At 40.7% G+C, this 24,776-nt stretch carries 26 protein-coding genes; 17 read left to right on the top strand and 9 right to left on the bottom strand.

The window, feature by feature from the left end; all coding sequences use genetic code 11:
- Positions 1 to 44: 44 nt before the first annotated feature.
- The 4 genes from JEY82_RS16425 to JEY82_RS16410 form a co-directional block, all read right to left on the bottom strand.
- Positions 45 to 872 carry a DUF4198 domain-containing protein gene (locus JEY82_RS16425; protein WP_304087608.1) on the bottom strand — a complete coding sequence of 276 codons (828 nt, stop codon included), beginning with the start codon at positions 870 to 872 and terminating at the stop codon, positions 45 to 47.
- 113 nt (positions 873 to 985) lie between these two features.
- Positions 986 to 1,306, bottom strand: coding sequence for a hypothetical protein (locus JEY82_RS16420; protein WP_304087606.1), 321 nt, complete (start codon positions 1,304 to 1,306; stop codon positions 986 to 988).
- Between the two features lie 26 nt (positions 1,307 to 1,332).
- Positions 1,333 to 3,867, bottom strand: a complete 2,535-nt coding sequence (gene feoB, locus JEY82_RS16415; protein WP_304087604.1) for a ferrous iron transport protein B — start codon at positions 3,865 to 3,867, stop codon at positions 1,333 to 1,335.
- Positions 3,851 to 4,195: a FeoA family protein gene (locus tag JEY82_RS16410; RefSeq protein WP_304087602.1), complete on the bottom strand. Its 345-nt coding sequence runs from the start codon at positions 4,193 to 4,195 to the stop codon at positions 3,851 to 3,853. Before JEY82_RS16410 ends, feoB begins: the two co-directional genes overlap by 17 nt.
- A 205-nt stretch (positions 4,196 to 4,400) precedes the next feature.
- Between JEY82_RS16410 and JEY82_RS16405 the strand changes: the two genes are divergently transcribed.
- Positions 4,401 to 5,417 (top strand): GGDEF domain-containing protein, encoded by a 1,017-nt coding sequence (locus tag JEY82_RS16405; protein ID WP_304087600.1) that lies wholly within the window; start codon positions 4,401 to 4,403, stop codon positions 5,415 to 5,417.
- Between the two features lie 33 nt (positions 5,418 to 5,450).
- Here JEY82_RS16405 and JEY82_RS16400 read toward each other — a convergent pair whose 3' ends face one another.
- Together JEY82_RS16400 and JEY82_RS16395 are read right to left on the bottom strand one after the other, a co-directional pair.
- Positions 5,451 to 5,672, bottom strand: a complete 222-nt coding sequence (locus JEY82_RS16400; protein WP_244512240.1) for a hypothetical protein — start codon at positions 5,670 to 5,672, stop codon at positions 5,451 to 5,453.
- A gap of 112 nt (positions 5,673 to 5,784) precedes the next feature.
- Complete coding sequence (locus JEY82_RS16395; RefSeq protein ID WP_304087597.1) at positions 5,785 to 6,216, bottom strand: Fur family transcriptional regulator; 432 nt, start codon at positions 6,214 to 6,216, stop codon at positions 5,785 to 5,787.
- A gap of 204 nt (positions 6,217 to 6,420) precedes the next feature.
- Here JEY82_RS16395 and JEY82_RS16390 point away from each other — a divergent pair, with 204 nt between their 5' ends.
- From JEY82_RS16390 to JEY82_RS16340, 11 genes are all read left to right on the top strand, one after another.
- Entirely contained in the window at positions 6,421 to 6,744 is a 324-nt protein-coding gene (locus JEY82_RS16390) for a hypothetical protein (protein ID WP_304087595.1), read from the top strand.
- A gap of 264 nt (positions 6,745 to 7,008) precedes the next feature.
- Positions 7,009 to 9,207, top strand: a complete 2,199-nt coding sequence (locus JEY82_RS16385; protein ID WP_304087593.1) for a cation-translocating P-type ATPase — start codon at positions 7,009 to 7,011, stop codon at positions 9,205 to 9,207.
- Positions 9,194 to 9,502, top strand: coding sequence for an HMA2 domain-containing protein (locus JEY82_RS16380; protein WP_304087591.1), 309 nt, complete (start codon positions 9,194 to 9,196; stop codon positions 9,500 to 9,502). The genes JEY82_RS16385 and JEY82_RS16380 overlap by 14 nt, the downstream gene beginning before the upstream one ends.
- A 44-nt stretch (positions 9,503 to 9,546) precedes the next feature.
- Positions 9,547 to 10,278 carry a hypothetical protein gene (locus JEY82_RS16375; protein ID WP_304087589.1) on the top strand — a complete coding sequence of 244 codons (732 nt, stop codon included), beginning with the start codon at positions 9,547 to 9,549 and terminating at the stop codon, positions 10,276 to 10,278.
- The gene (locus JEY82_RS16370; protein WP_304087587.1) at positions 10,278 to 10,631 is read left to right on the top strand and encodes a YtxH domain-containing protein; all 354 of its coding nucleotides are present in this window, start codon (positions 10,278 to 10,280) and stop codon (positions 10,629 to 10,631) included. The genes JEY82_RS16375 and JEY82_RS16370 overlap by 1 nt, the downstream gene beginning before the upstream one ends.
- 54 nt (positions 10,632 to 10,685) lie before the next feature.
- Positions 10,686 to 10,946, top strand: a complete 261-nt coding sequence (locus tag JEY82_RS16365) for a hypothetical protein (protein WP_092160551.1) — start codon at positions 10,686 to 10,688, stop codon at positions 10,944 to 10,946.
- On the top strand, positions 10,943 to 13,072 hold the full coding sequence (locus tag JEY82_RS16360; protein ID WP_304087584.1) for a heavy metal translocating P-type ATPase: 2,130 nt from the start codon (positions 10,943 to 10,945) through the stop codon (positions 13,070 to 13,072). Before JEY82_RS16365 ends, JEY82_RS16360 begins: the two co-directional genes overlap by 4 nt.
- Complete coding sequence (locus tag JEY82_RS16355; protein WP_304087582.1) at positions 13,072 to 13,785, top strand: FeoA domain-containing protein; 714 nt, start codon at positions 13,072 to 13,074, stop codon at positions 13,783 to 13,785. Before JEY82_RS16360 ends, JEY82_RS16355 begins: the two co-directional genes overlap by 1 nt.
- A 220-nt stretch (positions 13,786 to 14,005) precedes the next feature.
- Positions 14,006 to 14,479 carry a MarR family winged helix-turn-helix transcriptional regulator gene (locus JEY82_RS16350; RefSeq protein WP_304087580.1) on the top strand — a complete coding sequence of 158 codons (474 nt, stop codon included), beginning with the start codon at positions 14,006 to 14,008 and terminating at the stop codon, positions 14,477 to 14,479.
- 25 nt (positions 14,480 to 14,504) lie between these two features.
- Positions 14,505 to 15,143 (top strand): YitT family protein, encoded by a 639-nt coding sequence (locus tag JEY82_RS16345; protein ID WP_304087578.1) that lies wholly within the window; start codon positions 14,505 to 14,507, stop codon positions 15,141 to 15,143.
- Positions 15,144 to 15,528: 385 nt separating this feature from the next.
- Entirely contained in the window at positions 15,529 to 16,557 is a 1,029-nt protein-coding gene (locus JEY82_RS16340; protein ID WP_304087576.1) for a glycosyltransferase, read from the top strand.
- A gap of 119 nt (positions 16,558 to 16,676) precedes the next feature.
- Here JEY82_RS16340 and JEY82_RS16335 read toward each other — a convergent pair whose 3' ends face one another.
- Positions 16,677 to 17,720 carry a radical SAM protein gene (locus JEY82_RS16335; RefSeq protein WP_304087574.1) on the bottom strand — a complete coding sequence of 348 codons (1,044 nt, stop codon included), beginning with the start codon at positions 17,718 to 17,720 and terminating at the stop codon, positions 16,677 to 16,679.
- Positions 17,721 to 18,062: 342 nt separating this feature from the next.
- Between JEY82_RS16335 and JEY82_RS16330 the strand changes: the two genes are divergently transcribed.
- Positions 18,063 to 19,574, top strand: a complete 1,512-nt coding sequence (locus JEY82_RS16330) for an ATP-binding protein (RefSeq protein ID WP_304087573.1) — start codon at positions 18,063 to 18,065, stop codon at positions 19,572 to 19,574.
- Positions 19,575 to 19,592: 18 nt separating this feature from the next.
- On the top strand, positions 19,593 to 20,099 hold the full coding sequence (locus JEY82_RS16325; protein ID WP_304087571.1) for a hypothetical protein: 507 nt from the start codon (positions 19,593 to 19,595) through the stop codon (positions 20,097 to 20,099).
- A gap of 339 nt (positions 20,100 to 20,438) precedes the next feature.
- Here the strand turns inward: JEY82_RS16325 and JEY82_RS16320 are convergent, their stop codons facing one another.
- Together JEY82_RS16320 and JEY82_RS16315 are read right to left on the bottom strand one after the other, a co-directional pair.
- On the bottom strand, positions 20,439 to 20,858 hold the full coding sequence (locus JEY82_RS16320) for a DUF2703 domain-containing protein (RefSeq protein ID WP_304087570.1): 420 nt from the start codon (positions 20,856 to 20,858) through the stop codon (positions 20,439 to 20,441).
- 108 nt (positions 20,859 to 20,966) lie between these two features.
- On the bottom strand, positions 20,967 to 21,197 hold the full coding sequence (locus JEY82_RS16315) for a DUF6573 family protein (protein WP_304087568.1): 231 nt from the start codon (positions 21,195 to 21,197) through the stop codon (positions 20,967 to 20,969).
- Between the two features lie 240 nt (positions 21,198 to 21,437).
- Here JEY82_RS16315 and JEY82_RS16310 point away from each other — a divergent pair, with 240 nt between their 5' ends.
- From JEY82_RS16310 to JEY82_RS16300, 3 genes are read left to right on the top strand one after another with little or no spacing between them, the layout of a single operon-like run.
- Complete coding sequence (locus tag JEY82_RS16310; protein WP_304087566.1) at positions 21,438 to 22,391, top strand: ABC-three component system protein; 954 nt, start codon at positions 21,438 to 21,440, stop codon at positions 22,389 to 22,391.
- Positions 22,375 to 22,626 (top strand): ABC-three component system middle component 8, encoded by a 252-nt coding sequence (locus JEY82_RS16305; protein WP_304087564.1) that lies wholly within the window; start codon positions 22,375 to 22,377, stop codon positions 22,624 to 22,626. Before JEY82_RS16310 ends, JEY82_RS16305 begins: the two co-directional genes overlap by 17 nt.
- Positions 22,613 to 24,409 carry a DUF2326 domain-containing protein gene (locus tag JEY82_RS16300; RefSeq protein WP_304087562.1) on the top strand — a complete coding sequence of 599 codons (1,797 nt, stop codon included), beginning with the start codon at positions 22,613 to 22,615 and terminating at the stop codon, positions 24,407 to 24,409. Before JEY82_RS16305 ends, JEY82_RS16300 begins: the two co-directional genes overlap by 14 nt.
- The last annotated feature ends 367 nt before the right edge of the window (positions 24,410 to 24,776 follow it).

Below are 24,776 nucleotides of genomic sequence, written 5' to 3'. Positions count from 1 at the left end.
ATTATCCTTTTCGGGCGCATGAATTTACAAACTTTTATACCATACTATTTCATATCAACAGCTTTTAACCAAATTACAGCATCCTGAGAGAGTTCTTTACCTTTAAACTCTTTGTCTGGACCGGAACCAAGGGCACAAAATCCCCACCAGCCAGCTTTAGGAACTGCAAATTCAATGTAACCCTGAGCATCTGTTTTAATACCCATTGTCACAAAAGCGTCCTGTGGAGCTTCGGAGTTTGCTTTTTTAGCAAATCCGTTTTTCTTCATTTCAGGAGCATGATTCATGTATTCAACTTCAACATCGGCATTCGGCACAGGCTTTCCGCTTGACAGAAGCTGAGCTTTAAAGGTCATACCTGTCCACATAGCATAAGGCTTTACGAGAGGAATCCACTCAGTCTTAAGTCCGGCTGGAACAGACCAGTTACCGGGCATTCCACCGACATTCATGTAAGTCTTGGTAATCTGCTGAATGTAAACATCTTCTTCTGACTCAAAATAAGGAGCAGGAACCAGCACTAAAGTATAGTCACCCATGGAACGGACAATTTTCTTTGGCAGATTTGCTTCATAAGCCTTTCCGGAATTAGTCAAACTCTTCCATGTGATTGGTTTGAGATAGGATTTGAGGTCAACTTTTTTAGTTTTTCCTTCTTCCCCTTTCTGATGCAGCATATAGAATTCTTCAGGAACTCCCATATCCATGGTATGTCCGGCCTCAAACGGATGAGTAAAGACCAATTTGAGCTGAGTCTGATCACCCTTATTTACTGCAATTTCAGGGGTGTATACCATCTGAAAATGTGCGAACGCAGGGATAGCAAATGCAACAATTGCCAACAGATTTAAAAATACTACCTTAAACTTCATCTATCACTCCTGATTATGACTTTGACTCTCTTTATCAAAGAGAGTTGTAAAAACCTATAAATAAGATCTAATTCACATACATCACTTAACTAAAACAAAAACTATTTTACAATTTATTCTACAATATCAGAACCATCGATTACAATAGAATGTCCTTCACCTCCATCAAAAGTTACTGTGTATGCCCCTTCAGGCTTCTTAAACTCAAACTCACTACTCTCATTCATTGTCCCTTTGCTAAGAACTTCTTCTGATTCACTCTTAACAAATATCCGAACTCCAGAAGCTGAAGATCCGTCTGAAAAACCACCTTCACAAAGCACTGTGCCGTCACCATTATCAAAGCAGCTGCAAAGCGGTGAATGGGCAAAAGCTGCGGAAGCGGACAAGACGATAAGACCTACCATAATAATTTTAGCTGTCATTTTCCTCATAACATTCTCCTGATTCTTATTTAAAATTATGCCTGATACACGTGGCGTGTTGCTATCTTATCTGAAGAGAGCTTACTCTGAAGTGCTATCAAAAACGCTATTCCAAGGCAGACAAGGTAAAACCCTTTCATCATAACTATACCGCTGGCCCCCACCGCATTCCCCACAGTGAACACAGCTGAAGCCGCCGCAAAACCAATCGTCGTGGGGAAAACAATGGAAAAGACCATCCATTTCCATGACCCGGTTTGAACCTTCACCATAATCGTAGCGGCAAGACATGGAGGGTAAAGAGCAAAGAAAATAATAATTGCGAGAGCATGCAATGGAGTCATTCCAGAAGACTTACTCTCATTATCCATTCTCTGTTCAAGTGTCTGATTTTCATCCGCCCCTTGCTGATATAAAACTCCCATTGTTGCCACAGAGGATTCACGAGCGGCAAAAGAACTGATCAAAGCAATATTCACCTTCCAGTCAAATCCGGCCAATTGGGTTACAGGTTCAAGAGATCTTCCAATCATACCAAAAAAAGAAGTCTTAATTTTCTCTTCCTTTATTTTGCGCCGCAAACTTTTACGTTTGGATGAAACCTTACGCAAAGCACGGTTAACTATCTTTGCATCTTTATTGCTATGCGGTTTCAGCACAGTGAACAATTCTGGATTATCAGCTTTGAATTTAGCATCAACTGAAGCGGCCCCACTCTTACCTGATGAATTCATCCGAGCGCGTTTGTAATTATCGTAGAAATTAAGCAAAGCAAGCATTTTTCCAGACTCGCCTACCTCGGCGTAGGTAGTGCCTGAAACTTTGGCATCAAAAACAGCCGCGGCTTTACTCATTTCAGCGTTATAATAATCCATACGCTCTTCACTAAGCCCCGGGAATTGCAACAAGGAAAACACACACAAGGAAACGGCTACAACAATGGACCCGACTTTTTTGATGTATTCCCATGTACGTTCAATTGAGCGTTGCGCGACTCCGAACAATGTAGGTGCATGGTAATTGGGCATTTCCATAATAAACGGAGCGGTCTCACGTCCCTTAAGGATTGTTGAGGTCAAAACCTTAGCAATAATCATAGCCATTATGATTGTGATGGTGCCGATAAAGAACATTGCCCATGATTTATGCTCGGCAAAATAAATATTCACCAGCAAGGTATAAAGGGGAATTTTTGCCAGACAATTCATAAACGGAACCGTTAAAATCGTTGCCAGCCGCGACCTTTCATCGGGAATACCTTTGGTGGACATAATCCCCGGAACAGCACATCCTCCGGCAAAAACTCCACCCAGAATAAATGGAAGTGTTGATTGTCCATGCAAACCGAAACTATGAAATATGCGGTCTAAAATAAAAGCAATGCGAGCCATGTAGCCGGAGTCTTCCAGGATGGCTATAAGCGCAAAAAGAATAAAAAAGATCGGCACATAGTTTAAAAGAGTGTTGGCACTATCCACCATCCACAGCCCCATGGACCTCAGCAAAGAATCCTCAATCAATCCTGCCGAAGGTAAAAAGCTGGCGATAATATCCCTGAATTTTGCCAGCAAAGGCCAAGTATAAATAGTAAGCTTATACCCCTGAACAATAGAAAGCTCATAAATAATAAAGACTGTAGCAAGAAGAAAAAAGGGAGCCATTGCACGGTTGAGTACCCATCTATCAATACGTTCGGAAACAGGCTGTTTCGAACTATCCTCTTTCTGAACACATGCATCTACAATCTCACCTGCAACCCTGTCCCGGCAGGCGACAATGTAGTCTCCCGTATCAATATCCAAGGCTTCTTCAAAACTATCACGGCGCGAAATAGAATTTTCAATTATTTCTGACCCTTTAAAATGTTTTGATTCAACAAGCCTGCACACTTCAGGATCATTTTCAAGCAGCTTGATTGCCAGCCAGCGTAACGGATAAAGCCCCCCTAAAAAGGCATCTTCAGCCAGCTTTTTTTCAAGTTCCTGCAAATGCTCTTCAAGCTCACCGTAGTCAATTGTAACAGGACGATTATAAGCTTCCTGATTGACTGACTTACGAATTGCGGCTTTCAGTGCCTGCTTCCCTTTACCCTTACGTCCCACAGTGGCGACAACATCCACCCCGAGCCGCGAACTTAGTTCCTGCAAATCAATGGTTAACCCCTGACTTTCAGCAACATCCATCATATTCAGGGCAATAGTAACCGGAAAATCCATCTCCAAAACCTGAAAAGTAAAATACAGACTGCGGCGCAAAGCAGTTGCATCCACGACATTAACCACTACGTCAGGCTTTTCCTCAAGAAAAAAATCACGCGACACCCTTTCCTCGAGTGAAAACGAAGTCAGGCTGTATGTACCGGGAAGGTCGACAATTTCATAACGAGTCTTTCCTTCACGATAGCTGCCGACTTTTTTATCAACGGTTACCCCCGGATAATTAGCCACATGCTGATTTGCTCCGGTAAGCATGTTATACGTTGTAGATTTACCGGCATTTTGCTGCCCGGCCAGCGCAATAAGGAAATTATCTTTGGCTGCCTTGCCTTTGCTATTAACCTCTAAACTCATCTTCCACCTCAATTTCATACGCCTCAGTACGACGCAGGGTAACGCAATATCCGGCAACCTTAAGCTCAAGCGGACACCCGAGAGTTGCAACCCTGATCACCTCAACCTCACGGCCTGGAATAAAACCCAGATCAAGCAGACGCTGCCGCACTGCGCCGCATGAAAAATGTCTTCTTATTTTAGCCTTACCACCCACAGCAATATCCAGAACACTTTTACCGCGCATAATGCATTTTTTACCGGGCCCGCCTCTGCCTCCATGCCTACGCCGCTGCTCTCTCTTGCCGGAAGAGATTCCGCCGTTAAGAAAATCGAACTTATTAAACATTTTTTCTCCGCCTAAACCTTGCTTTGATGATTATGAGAATGAATTTCGAAATCAATTACTAGCCAGCTAGTTTTTTCTTGTCAACAATAAAACTTAAATTTTTCACCACAAACTTTTACTTGATATTGATTATTAATTTCATTAGACCAACCACTATGAACAACTGGAAACACAATAGAGAACACCCATCAGCGCAGGATCAGCAATGAATAATATATCTTATAAAGAGAACCTAAGATTTCTAAACAACATACTGACAACCTTAAAAAACTCCAGCATTGGAGGCTATCTGCTCCGAACTGGATTAAAGTTTACAAAGGCCAGTTTAAAAAATCGTGCATTAATTGCTATTTTTTTACTTTTAATCCTTCCAGCCGGATTTCTGCTGGTTCTAATAGAATTTGCCGACAGAAAAGAATTACTCATGTATATGAGCCTGCACTTCAGCCTGTGCGTTGCATTTTGTTCCCCCATCGCCAATTGGCTTAATGAGTGGCTGGTTAACAGAAAACTGCGCGAAATGAATAAATTCTGCGTGGACCTCAAACGTGGAAAGCTGAATCACCGTATGGATTATTTCGAAAAAAACAGCAGTATCACTGGAGATGAACTTGTACGTCTTCAACAGAACCTCAACTGGCTGGCGCACTCTGTTGCCAGAAGAGAATACAGTCTAACCAAAAGCCTTACAGAAACTTACAAAGATAAAGAAAAGCTCAACCTTCTTTCATACACTGACTACCTGACCGGGCTGTTCAACAAACGTTTTTTTGAACTTAAAATCGTTGAATCCTGCTCTAAGTGCATATCCTGCAAGACCCCCCTGCACCTTATGATGATTGACTGCGATCACTTTAAAGAAGTCAACGACCAGTTAGGCCACATGGAAGGAGATAGGCTACTGGCTCAATTGGGACAAATTATCAACTCTTCAGTTCGAACAGGAACGGACTTCCCCTTCCGCTTCGGAGGAGATGAATTCGGTGCAATTCTCGTGGGTATTGATTCATACCGCTGTGAACAGGTCGCGGAACGAATACGGCTACGATTTGCGGAATTAAGCATTGGCAGAAGCAGCCTTAGTATTGGTATTTCCAGACTGAATCATCAGGCCAAAAACCCTGAAACCGAAGCGGTCCGACTTGTAGAAACCGCAGACAAAGCTCTCTATTTCGCAAAAAACACAGGAAGAGATAAAGTAATAAGTCCTTCTCGAATATAAAAAAATAACCCTGAGCACACCGAATTATCAGGTCTAAGCTCCTTCAGCCATATCAGCCTTAGCCTCATCTACCAGCCGTGTGACCTCCTGCTTTGCGCTAACATACTTCTCTGCCGTCCAGTCCCCGGCTTTGATAGTCCCTTTAACGGCTTCTATCATTGCAGGCTTAACGCCGCCCGCTTTAAAAATAGCGTAAGCAGCAACACCTACAATCGTCGCAGTTGTTGAAACCAATAAAAATCTACCTAAATTCATACCACTATCCTCCTACTATTTAAATTTTATGATCAATTCATAAAAACGTTACTACATATTCCGTGACTATTATTGCAAACATCGCAATTGAAAATTAATTGCACAGCCAAAGTTAACTATCGCGACAATCAGAACAAATTCCAAAAAGAATCATCTTGTGTCTTTTTATACTGAACCCATGCTTTTCAGCCAGCAACTCCTGCAAATTTTCAATACTGTCATCGACCACCCCTATCTTCTTACCGCATTTTGTGCAGACGAGATGATCATGATGAGGCCTGTTATACCTGCATTCATAACGAGTGATCCCGTCCCCGAAATCAATGGACCCGGCAATACCGCACTTAGCAAGAAGTTTGACTGTTCTGTAGACCGTAACCGAACTTATACTCGAATCTGCTTCACGGACCTGAATATAAAGTTCTTTATAAGAAAAATGCCCTTTACTCTTGAGAAAAATCTCCAACACAACCCTGCGCTGTTCAGTTGCAGCCATGCCTTTTTTTGACAAATATTTTAAAAAAATATGTTGAGGACTTGTCATGTCTCCCCCTTCTTGTTGAGAATGAGATTCATGACTATTATCAAATAAAACAAATTGTCAATACCTCAACGAACGAATTCGCAAGCTCAAAACAACATCCTAATTTGCAATTGATACTCAATTGAACTGTTTTCCAAACTTATCTGTAACTAGTAATATTTAAAACGGATAATTAATTCATGGATCTTAACAAAGGAGCTAATCATGACTACGCCCACAACAAGAATACTTCCTATCGCAACAGCCTCCATGGCAGTCACCGGAGCTTTGATCAGCGGAACTGTAACCGCTGTACGCGGAACAATCGCAGTTAAAGAAGGCAAAATGACAAGCCGTGAAGTAATAAAAGCTGTAGCAACAGAATCAGCTGGAACGGGATTGGCTACAGGTACTGGAATAGCCATCGTAGGTTTGCTCGGAATTGGTGGACTTGCCGGAATTATAGGCTTTACCGCAATAGCCACAGGAACAAAAATCATGTGGGATAAATCTATTGGAACAAATTTAACAAAAAAAATTGAATCCTGAATATAAAAAACCTGCGTTTGAAATTCCAATCAGCGCAGGTTTACTCATTCGCTCTCTTTAAAATCCGGATAAAGCCCTCCATCCTCAAGACTAACCAGCCTCCTTACTTATCTAAAATTAAAAAAGCTTTGTTGTATTAAAAATAAATTTATCGTTGACAAAGAGATTCTGTATTTGTATTTAGCCTTCTGTGAAGTTGAGTTTCATTTTCAATCTCAAACAAGGGCAGTCAGATTTTTTCCGACTGAAAACAGGACCTGACAAGTGAAAACAAGACACAATAAGACAAAAGTACAACACTCGATACCGGGAAGAATCCGACTAAAAATTTCGATTCTAAAAAATAACCATCTACTTTCCAGTTCTCTTGAAAAAAATCTAGAAACCCTTGAAGGGGTCAACCACACAAGAATCAATAAAAAATGTTCCTGTGTAATTATAAACTACAATGACCACGTCCTTTCCCCTGAACTGTTAACCAGAACAATTCATGATCTTCTCGGAATTAATTACAAAAAAAATTGCCCGGTAAATAACAAAGAAAAAGGGTGCTGCCCCGAAGTCCGCAACGCTTTAAGATCTTTCTCCTTCATCTCCGCAGTAGGTGGCGCTGTATTAATAAGCGAATCCCTACTGGGATTGACCATTGCTCAAACGCTTTTAAGTCCTCTGGGATTTATCACTGTAATTGCTGCCGCTCCGCTGGTAAAAGAAGCATTCAAAAAAATCAAAGACAGAAAATTTGGACTTGAAGGGATTCTTGCCGGCGGCATTATTGCTGCGGTTGTTGCCGGAGAGGCCATGACTGCCTTTGAAATACTCTGGATCAATGCCGGAGCAGAACTTCTGACCGCTTGGATTACAGAACGTTCCCGCCGTGCTATTTCAGGCATTCTTGATAAGACTTCCCATCATACTTTTGTACTGAAAGATGAAGTGGAGGTTGAAGTTGAAATAAATCAACTTCAAAAAGGAGATGTGGTTGTCCTGCACACCGGAGAAAAAATCTGCATTGACGGGCTCATTGTGGATGGTCAGGGATTAATAAACGAAGCCCCGATCACAGGAAGAGCCGACTTTATACACAAAAAAACCGAGGACAAGGTTTTCGCCGGAACATTCGTGCGTGAAGGCGTAATCTACGTCAAAGCAGAAGAAGTTGGAGACAGTACTTATCTCGCTAGAATTCTTCATAAAGTAGAAGACTCTCTTGAAAATAAAACCGACATTGAATTAGTAGCAGACAAACTTTCAGTACGCTTAGTCAAAATAGGTCTGGGAGCAACTATCGGCACCTTGCTGCTAACAGCCAGTCCGTGGAGAGCGTTCACCGTGCTTCTGGTCATGGCCTGTCCATGTGCCACCGTACTTTCAGCTTCAACTCCTATCAGCGCAGCCATCAACACTGCGGCAAGACACAACATCCTCATCAAAGGAGGAAGGTATCTTGAAGAAGTGGGACATTGTGAAATTGCCTGCTTTGACAAAACCGGAACCCTTACCGGAAACGAACCGTCCCTTGAACATATTTATGCGATCAAAGGTACTTCCGAAGATGAAATTCTAAATTATGCTCTTTCTGTCGAAACCCACAACCACCATCCGCTGGCTCAAGCAATCAAAAGTGCTGCGCAAAAAAGAAACATATCTCCCCTGACCCATACTGTCTGCGAATATTTCCTGGGTAAAGGAATGCGGGCTGAACTTCCTTCTGCTGTCGGAGCTTCAACTGAAATATTGGTCGGTAACAAAAAACTCACAGAACAATTTGACGTGCGCATCGGCAAACTGAGCAGCCATGTTTCTACTCTTAAACGTAAAGGGCTGACTGTCATTTATGTTGTTAAAGATAGAGAACCTGTCGGTATTATGGCTTTTGCAAATACAATCAGACCCGAGGCTGCTGCCGCTCTTAAATCCTTAAGGGCGAATGGAATTGAAAAGACTGTTCTGGTTACCGGAGACGAACCCGCAACAGCCGAACACTTAGCGAAAGTTCTACACATACCGGAAATACATGCCTCGGCCATGCCCGAAGAAAAAGCAACACTGGTGCGCACTCTTCAAGATAAAAACAAAAAAGTACTGATGGTGGGAGACGGTATAAATGACGCACTGGCACTCGCACAAGCAGATGTTGGAATAGCCATGGGAACAGGAGGCGCCGAAGTAGCAGTAGAAGCCGCGGATATAACTCTTGTTAATGACGATTTGAACGGGCTGACCTTTGTACATAAACTCAGCCAGGACACAGTAAAAATAGCTTACCAGAACTTCTGGCTGGCAACAGGCTCAAACATAGTCGGAGTTATCATGGGAGCCACTGGAGTACTCACTCCAGTTATGGCTGGATTCCTCCATATAGCTCACACAATGGGAGTTATTGCCAACTCGTCAAGACTTCTGGCCCACTCCCCCAAACCATTAATGATAGAAGCAGGAAAAACGAATGAACTTTCATAAGCTGATTGATCTCGAAAACTATCTGGATGTGGCTCACCACGTTCCGGGTCGCATAAGGGTAAAATTCAGCCCGCTGATCCTTACCAAACCCGCGGCATTAAAAGCCATGAAAGAGCATCAAGAATTACCGAAAGCAATTCTTGCCGCAAGGGTTAATATGACCGCCAGATCTGTGGTCATCGAATACAATACAGACGAAATATCTCCTGAAATCATCGAAGAACTGATTCAGGGAAAAGACAAAATTAAAAAGGTTGAGATTATCACAGGTCTTTACGGAAAACTGATGAACTAAACCTCATATTAAAAATAATTAAAAGAATAAAACAGGAGAAAACAATGACTACAGAACAGACTATTCAGCCGGCACCGGATCAGCATTCACATGAAGAAACAACCATTCCACAACAGCCCTACACCGCACAGCCGGTAATGGGACCGGATATGGGACAGCCTCATTATTCCTACACTATGCCCGGCGATCCTTATCAGGGATCTCCCGTGTCAACCGGATATGCTCAGACGGATATTCAGGGACAGCCAGTCTATGGACAACCAATCCAGCAGCCAGTGCAGCAACCAATCCAACAGCCTGTTTACGCACAGCCAATCCAGCAACCTGTCTACGGACAGCCTATTCAGCAGCCCGTTTACGGACAGCCTGTATACCAGCAGCCAATGTATGCTCAGCCTATTCAACAGCCCTACCAGCAACCTATTCCGCAGCAGGTTCCACTTTCCGCCCCTCCGGCAGCAGACGAACAGATCAAACAATTTGTAAATCTGGTTAAAGATACCGCTGACGGCAACGCTGACCCTTCCAACTTTCTCAGCTTTTTCAACGGCATTGATGACAGCTTTTGGAAAGGACTGCTTGTTGGAGCAGGAATAACCTTTGTATGCACAAGCGAAACAGTCAGATCCGTCTTTACTTCAGGCGTAGGAAGCATCTTCGGAAAATCCGATGAAATGTCCGCTGAAGAACAGGAAAAACAAGAAGATCTCAAAGCAGAACAAGAATACAAAGCAGCACAAACAGCTAAAACCAAAGAAGATAAAGGAACAGTATAATGAGTCAAGATTATAACAGCGATTACACATACTATTATCAGGCCCCACCTGTGACTGCTTATCCCAATCAGGTTGTTCCAGTTCAGCAGCCTGTTCAGCAGATTCAGCCCGTTCAACCAATTCAGGCTGAAAATGCACCCTCCCGCCTGAAAAGCTGGGTAAACGTTACTGATTCCCGCTACCTCAAAGGTATTGCTATCGGAGCAGGAGTCGCTCTTGTTGCCTCAAATCCCAAGGTACAGAAAGCAGTCGTTTCAGGATCAGTGCGGATATGGACTGCTATCCAAGGTGGAATTGAAGAAGCAAAGGAAAAAATTCAGGACATTAAAGCTGAAGTCAGCCAATCTAAATAGTATAAATATATTATAAACTTTCGGGTTCCGCTTTAAGCGGAACCCGAAAGCACAATGGAAATCATGAACACAACACCTGCAAAAATTAAGAAAATCAAAAAACGCCCATGCGGAGACAGCTGTCCTCTGGAACCGAATCTCTCCAAAACTGCCGCTAAAGTCGGAATGGTCGCTTCACTGGGAGTAACCTTCACTTCCGGCATTCTAAAATTCAAAGGAGCCAAACCCTTGCATATCTGGGCCTCTGTTGCTTTTGTAGGATTCACAATAATGCATTGCGCGGCCTATAAAACTCCCAAAAGGATTACAAAATGACTCGCATGCCGCTCAGGACCAGCCGTTTTGAAATTGTCCACGAACTTCCCTATAGAATAAGACTGCGTTCAATCATAATGCTCGCCCCGGATCTGGACCTTAATTACCTGCAAGCCGGAGTGGAATCTCTTTCTGGAGTTACAGCCGTAAGAGTCAACGGTCCCGCATTTTGCATAGTCGTTGATTATGATGGAACCGATGCCACCAGAACATCAATTATTGCGGCACTTAAACAAATCCCGAATGAAGCTTTCTTGAATCGTAATAAAAAAAACCACAGCGTGGATCTTTTCGATGTTGGAGCTAAAACAGCAGTCGCAGCGGCTATCCCAATACTTCCCGGCCCTGTACAGATGGCTACAAGCTGGGGCCTTGCAATTCCGGGAATTGTTACTGCAATCCAAACTCTGTTCACCCGCGGTGTCAAAATTGAAGTTCTGGATGGAACGGTCAAAACCCTCTCGCTGCTTCGCGGAGAATATTTCACTTCCAACTCTATAGGAGCCTTACTTAGTTTAGGTGAATACCTTGAAGACCAATCTGAGCAAAAATCAACCGATCTATTAAAAACGCTCCTCAAGCCACAGATAGAAAAGATATGGATTGAACGGGACGGACGGGAAATTGAAATTAATTTTACAGAACTGCAAGTCGGTGAAATTGTAGTCTGCGGTCCCGGAGAAATGATCCCCGTGGAAGGAACCATTGTCGAAGGTGACGGCTCAGTTAATCAAAGCTCCATCACAGGCGAATCTGTTCCTGTACATCTGCAACCCGGTGATGTCACCCTTTCCGGCACAGTGGTTGAAGAAGGTACTCTAAAAATCAGGGCTGACAAAGTCGGCTCCGAAACGGGTATGGCACGGATCAACCGTTTTCTGGAAACATCATTACGTTCGCAATCCAAAACTCAGCTTAAATCCTCAGAACTCGCAGACAAACTGGTTCCGCTCACCTTCGCTCTTGGTCTGGGAGTATATGCTTTCACACAGGATGCAGCCCGGGCCGCGGCAGTTCTCACAGTTGACTACTCGTGCGCAATCAAACTCTCCACTCCTATTGCTACCAGAACAAGCATGTATACAGCCAGTCAGGCAGGAGTTCTGCTGAAAGGAGGTCAGGCTTTAGAAAATCTAGCAGCCATTGACACCCTTGTATTCGACAAAACCGGAACCCTGACCCAAGGAATTCTGAAAATTACCGACATTGTACCCATACCTGCCTTTTCTGAAAAAGAACTTCTTTCTATTGCTGCCGGAGCCGAAGAACATTATGCCCACCCCGTTGCCAAAGCGGTCGTTAAAGAAGCCAAGGACCGCGACATATCACTACCGAAAGTAAGCGGGGTCGACTTTATTGTTGCCCACGGTGTTTCCGCATATGTTGACGGAAAAAGAATACTTGTCGGAAGCCAGCACTTTATAGAAGAAGATGAACTCGTAGACTGCACATCCATGGAAGAGACTTCACGTCAGTTACGTAATGAGGGTAAAAACCTTCTATTTGTAGCAATGAATGAAAAACTTATCGGAATCATCGCCATGCGCGATGAACTGCGCCCCGAAGCAGCGGAAACCCTTGCAGGATTCAAAGCCGCTGGAATCAAACATATCGAAATTCTTACCGGAGATCATCGCTCGACAGCATTGGCGCTCGCAGCACAACTTCCCGCCGTTGATTCTGTCCATTGGGAACTTAAGCCCGAGGACAAAGCCACCATTGTAAAAAGACTCAAAGACCGCGGTGCAAAAGTAGGATTCGCTGGAGACGGCGTCAACGATACTCCTGCATTAATATGTGCGGATGTCGGAATATGTATGCCCTCAGGGGCCGACCTTGCGCGCGAGTCCGCACAGGTCGTTATGATGGATGAAGACATGAGAACACTTTTGAAAGCCCGCCTTATTGCGATCAATAACCGCGAGACTCTCACCTCCTGCCTGTGGTCGGCTGTTGCAATCAATTCTGCCACCCTTCTTCTGGCAGGAACAGGTAAAATATCGACACTGACAGCGGCAATGGCTCATAATTTAAGCACAGTGGGAATTCTAGGATATGCAGCCCTGAAAACATCATCTTCACCTTGCGAATCCAACCCCAAAGAACCATTAAACGAGGCGCTATAATGTCCACTCCTCTCACTAAAGCCCCCATTGAAACACCGTTGATTCTGAAAACTATCACTAGAGAAAATCTTAAAAACCGACTGGAACGCATGGGGCTGCGCCCAGGCTGTGAACTGAAAATTATGTCTGAAGATTCTGTACTTTGCCCGGTAAGAGTCAAAGGCCCGAAAGGTGAAGTCCTACTTGCTGCCGGAATGGCTTCAAAAATAATAATTCATCACGATGACGGACATAAAACTCCGGTATTTGAAATGAGAAAAGGCGAAAAAGGCCACATCGAAGGACTCACAGCGGCATCCTGTCTGGAAAGCAGCCTTAAAACTCTAGGTTTAAACGAAGGGGATAATATTGAATTTATCCGGTGCCTTCCTTCTATGAATTACCACGTAGTAGTGGACGGAAAAAGTACTCATATAACTGAAGGCATGGCAGCTAAAGTATGGGGAGTATGCGGCAAGGAAGAATGTCAGCTTGCAACCTGTGGCAAAAGAGAAACTTTTGAAACAAAATCTATCCTCGGCAGCCCCAGAGTTGCGGAAAAATTATCATTCTTCGGAATCAAACCCGGAATAAATATCAGACTTGAAAACGTTGAACCGGCAAAAGATTTCCGCATGAGCCACAACAATCATGTAATTATTCTCAGCAATGAAGGTTTGCGCCTGCACTTACGTTCTGATCAAGCCGAAGCTATTCTTGTTGAGACGGCATAAACGCTCTGAACTCACAATAAAAAGGTTTACACTCGTTTGAGTATAAACCTTTTTATTTCAATAAGTACCACGTCATTCCAGTTTCATACCTATCGATAAAAGATAAGACCTCATCTCCCCTCTTCTTAAACACCCCAAAGACAATCAAGCTCCTTGACAACCAAGGCCGCAAATTTTATTGACCAGTCAACAATTGACCTGTCAACTAATTGAGGTACCCATGGCTTTAGAACAAATACAAAAATTTGACCAAAATTCACCAGGACGAAGATTATCCATAATACATCGCCTTAGTATGACCTATCTATCGGGACCGTTGTCTCAAATAGATATAGGACGAGGTAAAATCCCTTTCTTAATGAAAATACTGTGCAACGAAGGGATTGTTCAGGAAGATTTAACAAATTATCTACAGATTGATCGGGCTGCAACAGCCAGAGCACTACAAGACCTTGAAAAAAAAGGACTTGTCTACCGCAAAGAAGACCGAGAAGACCGTCGGCGAAAGCTAGTTTATCCTACAGACAAAGCTAAATCTTTACAGACTAACATTATAGGTATCCTCAAAAACCATAACGAAGTTCTTTTTAAAGACTTTGATGAAAAAGAGCGGCTACTGTTTATGGGGATGCTTAATAAAATGGTAGACAATTTATATTCTCATATATCTGCCAACGAACACAAAGACACTTAATATGCTGTCTTTTTGAGATAAATACATGTCAAAAATTAATATCATCAAAAGATTTTTTATAGCAATCTTAGGAATTTTTATAATGGCGCTAGGCGTGGCTTTATCAGTCAAAGCCAACTTAGGAGTTTCTCCTATATCATGCATTCCATATGTATATAGCCTACAATCCAACTATACTCTGGGCGAACTGACCATTTTCATGAATACTCTTTTCGTTATCGCGCAGTTTTTGATTTTACGAAAAAAATACACTCTTCTGCATTTCTCACAACTGGTAGCAGTAACTCTCTTCGGATTTTATATTGACTTTGCCTTATATCTTATATCCGGACTCAATGCTTCAACCTACGTGTGGCAGATTATATGTAGCTTACTAAGTTGCATTGTCATCGCATTCGGTATTTTTCTATTGGTAAAAGCAAACCTTACATACCTTCCCGGTGAAGGGTTAACGATTGTAATTACGGATACTTTCAAAAAAGAATTCGGCAAAATAAAGATAGGTCTTGATAGCTCAATGGTTGCCATCGGAATAATAAGTTCTTTTATTTTAATGAACAGACTGGAAGGAATACGTGAAGGAACAGTCATTGCCGCTCTGTTAGTAGGCTATCTGGTTAAATTATATAACAACAAAATTCATATACTTAATTCATGGTGTTAACCTAACAATTGGGATTAAATAAAAAAATAAAAGGTTTACACTCTTTTGAGTATAAACCTTTTTATTTACCATGACTAGCCAGGTAGGAACCGAACCTAAAGCCCATGCTTTTTTCTAAGTGAAGTATAATACCAAGCAACTTTGTAATCTCATATTTTACATCATATTTAATTTTCACGCCCCGCCTCTCATACTGCTGAGTATGCCTTATAATAAGTCAATCGCCTTCTTCCTTCTTTTTCATCGGAACAACAATATATACACTAAATAACTTCTAGTTTTATAGACACTTCTTCGCTATGATAATGTTTATCTAAACAGGAGTATTTTCGACGCATGTGACCAAGTTTTTTTTTAATTTTTTATTAAATTTAACCAGATAGCTATGAACCTAATTAATAATAAACAGATTCTCGCAGCCAACGCCATGTCACGTTCTGTTCCAAACGGTGATGTATGTATTGCCATAACCGCATTCAACAGAAGTAAACACACTCTCAGAACAATCGAATCCATATGGAAACATGCCGGATGTGATTTTACACTTTGCGTAGTGGACAATGCCAGCACTGACGACACATGGGAACTTTTGTGCCGGTTGCGAGAAAAAGGACTTGTGCATTACGCTTATAGGTTCACACGCAATATGGGACCTGCTGTTGCTGTGAACCATATCTGGTCACAATTCACCGCTCCGTTTTACCTAAGACTTGATAACGATATCTTTTTTTCAAAAGACGGCTGGCTGCAAACCATGCGTGAGAAAGCTAGAAAACATAAAGATATCAGCATACTTTCATATCCAATTTTTTCAACCAAAGAGCATTACGCAAAAGTACCCACCATGTACGGCAATGACCTTCTAGACAGATCTGACAGAAAAGGATCGCATCCTGGTGGATTGTTCTTTATGGACGGCCTGTCTTTCAAAAATATCGGAATGTGGAACGAAGATTACGGTTCTTACGGCGCAGAAGACGGTGACTACAGCCTGCGTACCGACCTCCAGAACAGAAAAAGACTTTACGTAAACGATTTTGAATGGGGCACTCATGATGATTTCAGTGCAGAGGACAACAAAGCATATGTCAAATCAAAATTAGAAAGACAGCATTCGCATAAGCGATATGCTGGGCAATTTCAGATCAATACCATGATGTATCACTACAAACTCCGAAGCCTGCGTGTTCCCCGTAAATATATTGCCACAACCAACAACGATAATATTTCATTCTCCCTTGACCGGGAATACTCCTCCAAAATCACCCATGTGCAATCAGATATCCGCAAAACACTGCGCCTTGCCTCTAAAAGCGGAATTGAAATAGATCGCATAAACAAGAGCATTCTCATCAAACTGGTCAAAGCATCAAACCCTGATTCTGTCATTGATAAACTAGATGGAAACTATTAAAAGAACCGATTGAACATACAGTTAAAAACAATAAAAAAGGTTTACACTCATTTGAGTATAAACCTTTTATTTACTATGGCTAACCCGGTAGGAATCCAATTAATATTTAAGAGACATGATCATTTTTGAACTACTTGCTCACGCACTTGATGTAAAAATTTTCTAGCTTCAGCATTATCAGAATCTAATTCAAGGGCCTCTGCAAAAGAACTTAACCCCTCCTGAAGATTACCGGAATTAATGGAGGCAATACCTGCCAACACGGAGATCTCTGCTTTTTCCCCAAACCTCTCAAATAAATACCGGATTTGCTGTTTGGCTGCCGGAATATTATTTTGAATGATCATAGCCTTGCCTAAATTACAAAAATATTCAAAGTCGTAATCATCATTAAATGGTGTCCGCCCCTTCTCAACTTTCCAGCTAACTTGGATATCATTTTCTGAAAAACTGCAATAACTACAAGCCTCTAAGGGATAAAGATTATACCAAAGCTTAAAACTGGACGGCTTAAAATTTTGCAAGTCATAAAACATCTGTGTACATTTTTTAAATCCTTCAGGCAGCACCCCTTCAGGTGCGAGATGGGCATATGCACCCGCCCCGCAGCGAGCCATTTTCATATTCGGAAGAAGTGCTATACAAGAAGAATTACCGCAATATCGTTTCACTTCAACGGGTTTTTCAAAAAACTCAAGCTTATTAAAAATGGCTTTTTGTGGAAACATTACATGCAAATGCGGATAAGTTTTTTTAATAAAATCTACAACTTTTTTTTCTTCTTCAGCACCGCCAAGACGTTTTTCAATCGTTGGATACCGAGAGACTTTAAGAACCGAAATCATTTTCCAAAGAGTATCATATGCCTTAACAGCTTCGATAGAGAGCCAAAAACCATTCGTAGTGATCATTAACCGCTTTCTGTATCGTTCGAAAAGGTGAAATGCGAATTTTGTGAGATTGGAATGCAGAAAAGGCTCTCCTCCCATTATAGAAATAACTTGCGGGATAACTTTATTTTTTTGCAGAACATCTAATCCTTCAAAATAATCTTTAGCTTCATATTCTTTTTTAGGAGAAAAAGGAGAATAGTTGTGACACCAACGGCAATTGTGATTGCAATGGTCAACGGCATGTACTTCTAAAAAACCTAAACTATCCATAATTAATCCTATTTAAATTTAGACGTTTATTAGTTAAGTTTAATATAAAATATATATTACAATTAAAAGTTTAATAGTAGCTTTAGAGAACCACTGTCAATCCTCTGAAAAAGACACACCCTTCGTTGTAAAAATAGATGATAAAGTTACGGCGAAATAGTCACTACTACCCAAATTATAGCCACACTCCAAACATCCAAACCATATAAAATTGTAATAATATATTTATTATAACTATACTTGATAATTGAATATTATATGCTTAATGTTGCTTTTACTTACCATAAGAAAAACAGATTGGAGTACTCACACTCTAGAAGCAAGCCCAAGCGATATAAGAATATGACAAGTATAACTTCGACACCAAAACTATTTCTAGCCCAACTAAGCATCCCTGTTCACCGTATAATGATTCGTTCGGCAGTTAAATGCGTCGAGCAGCTGGGCCAAATCCTTTCCTTTGACGAAACAACCAACTATAATCTGCAATTGGCTGTAGAAGAGGCCACCTCAAATGCTGTGGACCACTTTTCAGGAACACCGGGAGAAGAAGAACGTATTCATCTGGAGTTTTTTGTTGAAAGAGATCAGTTAATAATATCAATTCGAGATAAAGGCATCCCGTTTGATCTCAGCCAAGCAAAAAAATATACGACAGACAATCTGGAAAGCATGAGCAACCCCGGCCTTGGAATGCGTCTCATGAACAAAGGAGTCGATTCGGTTGAGATGTTTGTGCATGGACGCGAAGGCAAGGAAACCCGGTTAAGCAAAAAGCTTACTAATGGAGCTCTGCCGGACGAACTACGCAAAAGCGGGCCAGTAAAAAGAAGCAAAAATCGGGAAACCGTAAAAAATTCAATCACCCGTTTAAGCAGGCCGGAAGAATTGCCTGCTGTGTGCAGGCTGGCCTGGAAATGCTACGGTTATACTCAGGAAAAATTTCTCTACGACGCTGAGGCACTTACAGAAAAAGTTGAATCCGGCGAATTCAAATCGATAATAACAATTGATACCGATCGAAATATCATCATCGGTCACATAGGACTCAAATATCACGACCCTGCTGTAAAAGTTCCTGAAGTCGGCTTATCCTTTGTTGACCCCACATACAGATGCCCGCAAGTAACCAAAAAATTGGGAAAAGTAGCTCTAGCTGCAACCAGATACAATGGAGACTTAGGAGTTTTTGACTGCTCTGTAACCACTCATACCTTTTCCCAGAAGGCCATGCAGGAACACTTTGGATCGGCTCCGTGCGGACTGCTTTTAGGTATTGCCGCTTCAGGAATACAAGCAAAAGAGCTGGCAACCACTAAACAAAATAAAGTTTCAACCGTCACCCATTACCAGGCTTTTGACCACACCCTCAAAACTATATACATCCCTCGGCATCATCAGGAAATGGTGCGTGAAATATATCAATGGATGAAAATACCGAGAGAATTCGGCAAACCTAACAACTCCCCCCTCTCAGGCGAGAGTTCAACCGATATAGTTGACCTTCCTGACGAACTTAACGTTTCTTTCATTGTTATCAACACGATAGGTGAAACAAGTATCAGCGAGATCACAAAAGCATTTCAACAATGCAAGGATAATCGCAAAGACGCAGTGTATGCCATGCTTCCGACTGACACCCCTTCATCCCCATATTTGGTTGAAGAACTGGAAAAAAAAGGATTTTCTTTTGCCGGAACCATGCCGCACATCCACAACGGCAGTGACCGCATAACTTTGCAATGGCTGAATGTAAGACTCGATATGGATGCTATTCGAACCTACGGGGACAAAACCAAAAAAGTTTTCAATTACATTAAAGCAGAACTTGAACGTATTAAATCTCTACAATAAAAAAGGAATAATAATCACATGAAAAAAATACTCATCATTTGTTTTATCTTGCTTTTAGCTCTCCCCGCGATGGCTTCTGAATTTAATTGCCAATTCCCGCCTTACGGTCAAAAAGTTGATCTGCTCAATCAAGAAGGTACATTTCTAAAACATAAAGAAAAAAACGGAATATCTTATTACAAATACACTGGTGGCTGTGAGCTAAATATCGAAAAATTAGTCTCCCCAGTTGTGCAATATTTTGGCTTTATAGATCAAAAAATGTACTGCAACATCCTGACTTTCACTTTGCCGGAAACCCTACCTATTGAAGAATTTGAAGAATATTGCTTCAACCTGCTAAAAGGATATATTGTCGATCCAGTAAAAAGAACTGAAGAAGGAGACTGGAAAATAACCAAGTGCAATCACAGCATGGAAGGTCTAATCATAAAGTTTAAATTCAATCGCAAAACAAGAGCAGGAAAGGTCGGCTGGTATTATACGCCCCTAAGAAAAACTGACGACTTTTCAAAAAATAATTAAAAAATAATCTCAAGCAGATTTAAAAGAGAATAGGCCAGCCCTTCCACAGAGGGGCTGGCCTTTCTTGGTTGATTATAAAATTAAGAATCTTACGGTTACAAAGCAAGACGTTCATAGCTCTCAACTTTACCTTCGACAGCCTGTTTCCGTGTATATGCGTAGATAAGATTAAATATTGGATTGCTATTATTAGCCATCCGAATCTTTTTCAGATTTAGAATTTTGTTAGGAGTGGGGGTTGTTCTATGGAGGGGGAGTTGGTCACGGGGGCGGTGTGACTTTTTTGATGATTCTGGGGATCAGACTGTGAGTGTACTAATGCTGATTACACAGCTAAAATCAATGACGCAGGTCGTCAATAAGCTTAATTCCCTTAAACTTCGCAGCTGCAGCTAGAAGACCTGCCCGGATGATGAGTTGTTCAGGAATCGCCTCATACGATTGTCCGGCGACTATAAGAGTTCGGCATTCAGAATCTCCGCATGGCCCACAACATTTGCTGGAGCCTATGATTCCATCAAGCCATTCTTCCAGAGAAATGTCATCAATTAATATTCTGTTAGAATCAATTGGGTTAGCAAAAAAATTATTCTGATCAATGCTTATTGTTTCGAGCTGCACTTTTATTCCAATTTCACGCAAGCCTAGCCTGAGCTTGTCAAAAGCGGCTTCGGTCGCTTCTCCAGTGCACGAACAACGTTCGCATGTTTCGCCAGCGTCATTCACTAACCGTTGCCATTTTATTACCATTTTCATCATATTTTTTTATCCTCACCAACAAAGCCAATATCGTGAAATACTTTAATCAGACTGGCATCACAGTATCACTATCGGCGAAAATTGAAAAGCTGGGCCAACCTTTTGGATTCAGCAGATGATCCTGAATAATCCCATAACTGTAGTGCTCTGCCCTTCACCTTCAAGTCCGCTGGGTGGTGTGATGTATTTTGCGTGTAGATTTAATGATACGCAGACTGGAACCTTGAATCCTGATTCCTTCGCTTGCGCTGTAACATCAATTAAATTGCCATCTTCGACAGCTTGTTTCCGTGTATATGCGTAGATAAGATTAAACAGTGGATCGCTATTAATAACCATCAGAATCTCCTTCAAATTTAGTATGTTGTTAAATTTGGAGGTTATCCTGTGGTGTGGGTGGTGGTCACGGGGGTGGGAGTTTTTATTTGTTGATTTTTTTGATGATTCTGGGGATCAAATGGTGGTGTGCATTTTTAATTCATAAAATAAAAATCACAACTTTGCTGACAACCACCAAATTTTTAAATATAGAAAAACCAGAATCGCAAACAAACTTAATAGACATATGAGTTTACTCAAGTGAAATATGCTTACGAAGATCTTAGCTGGGAACAATTTGAAAGACTCATAGTCCTAATCTGTCAAGAGCTATTTGGTATATCCACAAGAGGATTCGCCACAGGACCTGACGGAGGAAGAGATGCAAGGTTCGATGGTACAGCGAACATATACCCAAGCAACTCATCTCCATGGACTGGAACTACTATCATTCAAGCCAAACATACATATGGCATAAACAAATCTTTTACAGAATCAGATTTTTTCTCTCCTGATAATTCAGAAAGCACTATTGTAAAAGAAGCCATAAGAATTAAAAAACTCGTCAAAAGTGGTGAGCTTAACCACTATGTACTTTTTGCAAACAGAAAATTAACAGGAAACACTGATAGTAAAATAATTAATTATCTAGCACTCGAATGTAAGTTAAAGAAAGATTCAATTTCATTATGCGGCAGTGAACAACTGGAGATGTATTTAAAAAGGTTTCCCCACGTTCCAAAAATAGCAGAGATTGATCCTGTCGACTCTCCATTAATAGTTAGTCCAGATGACCTTTCAGTAATAATTGAAGAATTAGGACAACAACTATCTCAAAGGGAATACACTTTACCAGAGCCTGTTCCCAGAACGAGCTATGAACAAAAAAATACAATCAACAACATGTCGAGTGAATATGCCTTAATGATGAGGCAACGATATTTAAAAGAAGTCAAAAACATATACGGTTTTTTATCTCAGCCAGAAAATATAGAACTAAAAACTCTGTACGAAAGCGTTTCTGAAGAATTTCAATTTAAAATTATTTCAAAAAGAAAAAAATACCAAAACTTCGACGATATTATTGAATACTTAATCGATCTTTTATTTTCGAGAGATATTGTGCTGAGAAAGTACAAAAGACTTACTAGAGTCATTTTATTCTATATGTACTGGAACTGCGACATAGGAATGAGCGATGAAATTAAATCCTAGCAAAAATAGCCATCCAGACAAAACGGTAATCAATACATCGTACTTAATACTCAAAAAAATATCCAAAACTCGTACAGAAAAATATGAAGATTTAAGAACACACATAAAACAAAAAGTCATTGGCGGAGATTTTTTATTTATTCCCGCATTAAATTTACTCTACATCCTTGGTATAATAAAATACTACCCTAAAAACGACATTATCGAATATGTGGTGAATCATGAAGCTATCTAAACTATACTCCAATGAACCTCTCATCTTTAAAGAAATCTTTTTTAACCAAGGACTTAATGTAATCCTTGGAGAAATTAGGTTAGCTAAAAATCAAAATAAGGATGTACATAACCTAGGGAAGAGTCTTGCAGGAAAACTTATTGACTACTGTTTACTAAAAAAGAAGAACAAGCATTTCTTTCTTTTCAAATACTACGATAGATTTGAACATTTTGGTTTCCTACTGGAAATTGAATTACTTGATGGTAGCTACTTAACCATCCGCAGAGATGTCAAAAACAGCTCAAAAATAAGCATGAAAAGGCATACTAAAAAATTTATGGACTTTTCAGAATTAGATGACGACCAGTGGGACCACCTAAACCTGCCTTTTGACAAATCTAAGCAACTACTTGATGGAATACTCAATCTACAATCTCTTTCGACTTGGCATTATCGAATGATTCTAGGATATCTTTTGCGGACTCAAGAAGATTACAATGATATTTTCCAATTAAGAAAGTTTCAATCTAAACATTCCGACTGGAAACCATTTATCGCAAGCATAATGGGATTCGATGGCAAAGAGATCGAACAACATTATGTTAGTGAATCCAAACTTGAAAATGAAGAAAAAAACAAAAAAGATTTACTTAAAGAGATTGGTGGAAAACCAGCAGATATGTCTAAAATAAGTGGGCTTTTACTACTTAAAGGAAATGAGCTTCAAGACAAACAAAAATCACTTGAATCCTTTGACTTCACAGAGGAAGACAAGGATCAAACATCAAAGTTAGTAAATGGTATTGAATCCCGGTTGGTTTCCCTAAATTCAGAACGGTATATTAAAAGTGCTAATTGGCGTAAAGTAGTGGACTCCTTAAAGGAAGGTCAAATAACCTTTTCCCCAGATGACGCAAGCGCACTTTTTGAAGAAGCTGGCATTTTTTTTAAAGGACAAATTAAAAATAACTTTAAGCAATTAATCGAATTCAATAAAGCTATAACAGAAGAGCGACTCACTTATCTTCAAGAAGAAAAAGAAGAACTTGAAACAGAGCTTACAAGTATTAACCAAACAATATCCCAATTAAACAAAGAACGAAGCCAAGCTCTTCAGTTTTTGAAAGATACAGATGTATTTAACAAGTTCAAAAAAACAAACAAAGAAATAACATTACTTGCTGCTGACGTGGAAATTCTTAAAAGACAAAAGAAAACTGCTGAAGAAATATCAGCAATCGACAAAAAGATCTCCAACATACACGATGAACTTAAGAATTTGCGAACAAACATTGAAGCCGATGTAAAATATCAAGATGAAGATAAAAATAGTCTATTTTCAAAAATCAGAATATATTACAATGAAATTATCGAAACTGTAATTTCGAGAAAAGCACTACTAACCACTCCAGTTAACAAGTATGGTCATATAGAATTTAATGTAGCAATCCTTGACCAAGCAGGAAAAGAAACTGGAGCTGGAGACGGAAACACCTACAAAAAACTATTATCAATAGCATTTGATATGTCGATTCTTAGAGCCTACTCCACCCAAAAATTTCCTCGCTTTGTTTTTCATGACGGTGCATTTGAATCTCTTGATGATAGAAAAAAACTTTTGTTAACAAAAACAATCAGAGAATATGCTAATTTTGGAATTCAACAAATTATCACTTTGATAGATTCAGAACTTCCAACCATGGAAGACGGTAATAAATTCAGTTTTGAAGACGATGAAATTGTTCTTTTACTACATGATGAAGACAACAGTGGACAGTTATTCATGATGGACCCATGGTAATTATCGGATTGGTAATTCGGTCAACAGAACAATCAACTCTATTACGATATCAATTATCACAATCATTCTCACTTAAACAGGTTGGCATCCCCGGTTGGCAGCACCCCAAAAAAACCGCAAATAAACGCAGAAAAGGGTCAACTCAAAATATGAGTTAACCCTTTAATATAATTCAAGATGGTGACCCCGACAGGAATCGAACCTGTGGCACCAAGATTAGGAATCTGTGAACCATTTTTTTCATCTATTTTCATACACTGTCATACAGTAACAAATTCAGCTATTTAAATACACTAATCTTTTCTTTACTTTGCATCCCTTTACACTCATTTTCCAACCTTAGGTTGGACATACGGTTGGAAAACCT

This window comes from Maridesulfovibrio ferrireducens, assembly GCF_016342405.1.
GTDB lineage: Bacteria > Desulfobacterota > Desulfovibrionia > Desulfovibrionales > Desulfovibrionaceae > Maridesulfovibrio > Maridesulfovibrio ferrireducens_A.
The sequence above is the reverse complement of the archived record's forward strand: the minus strand, read 5'-3'. Positions and strand labels throughout refer to the sequence as shown.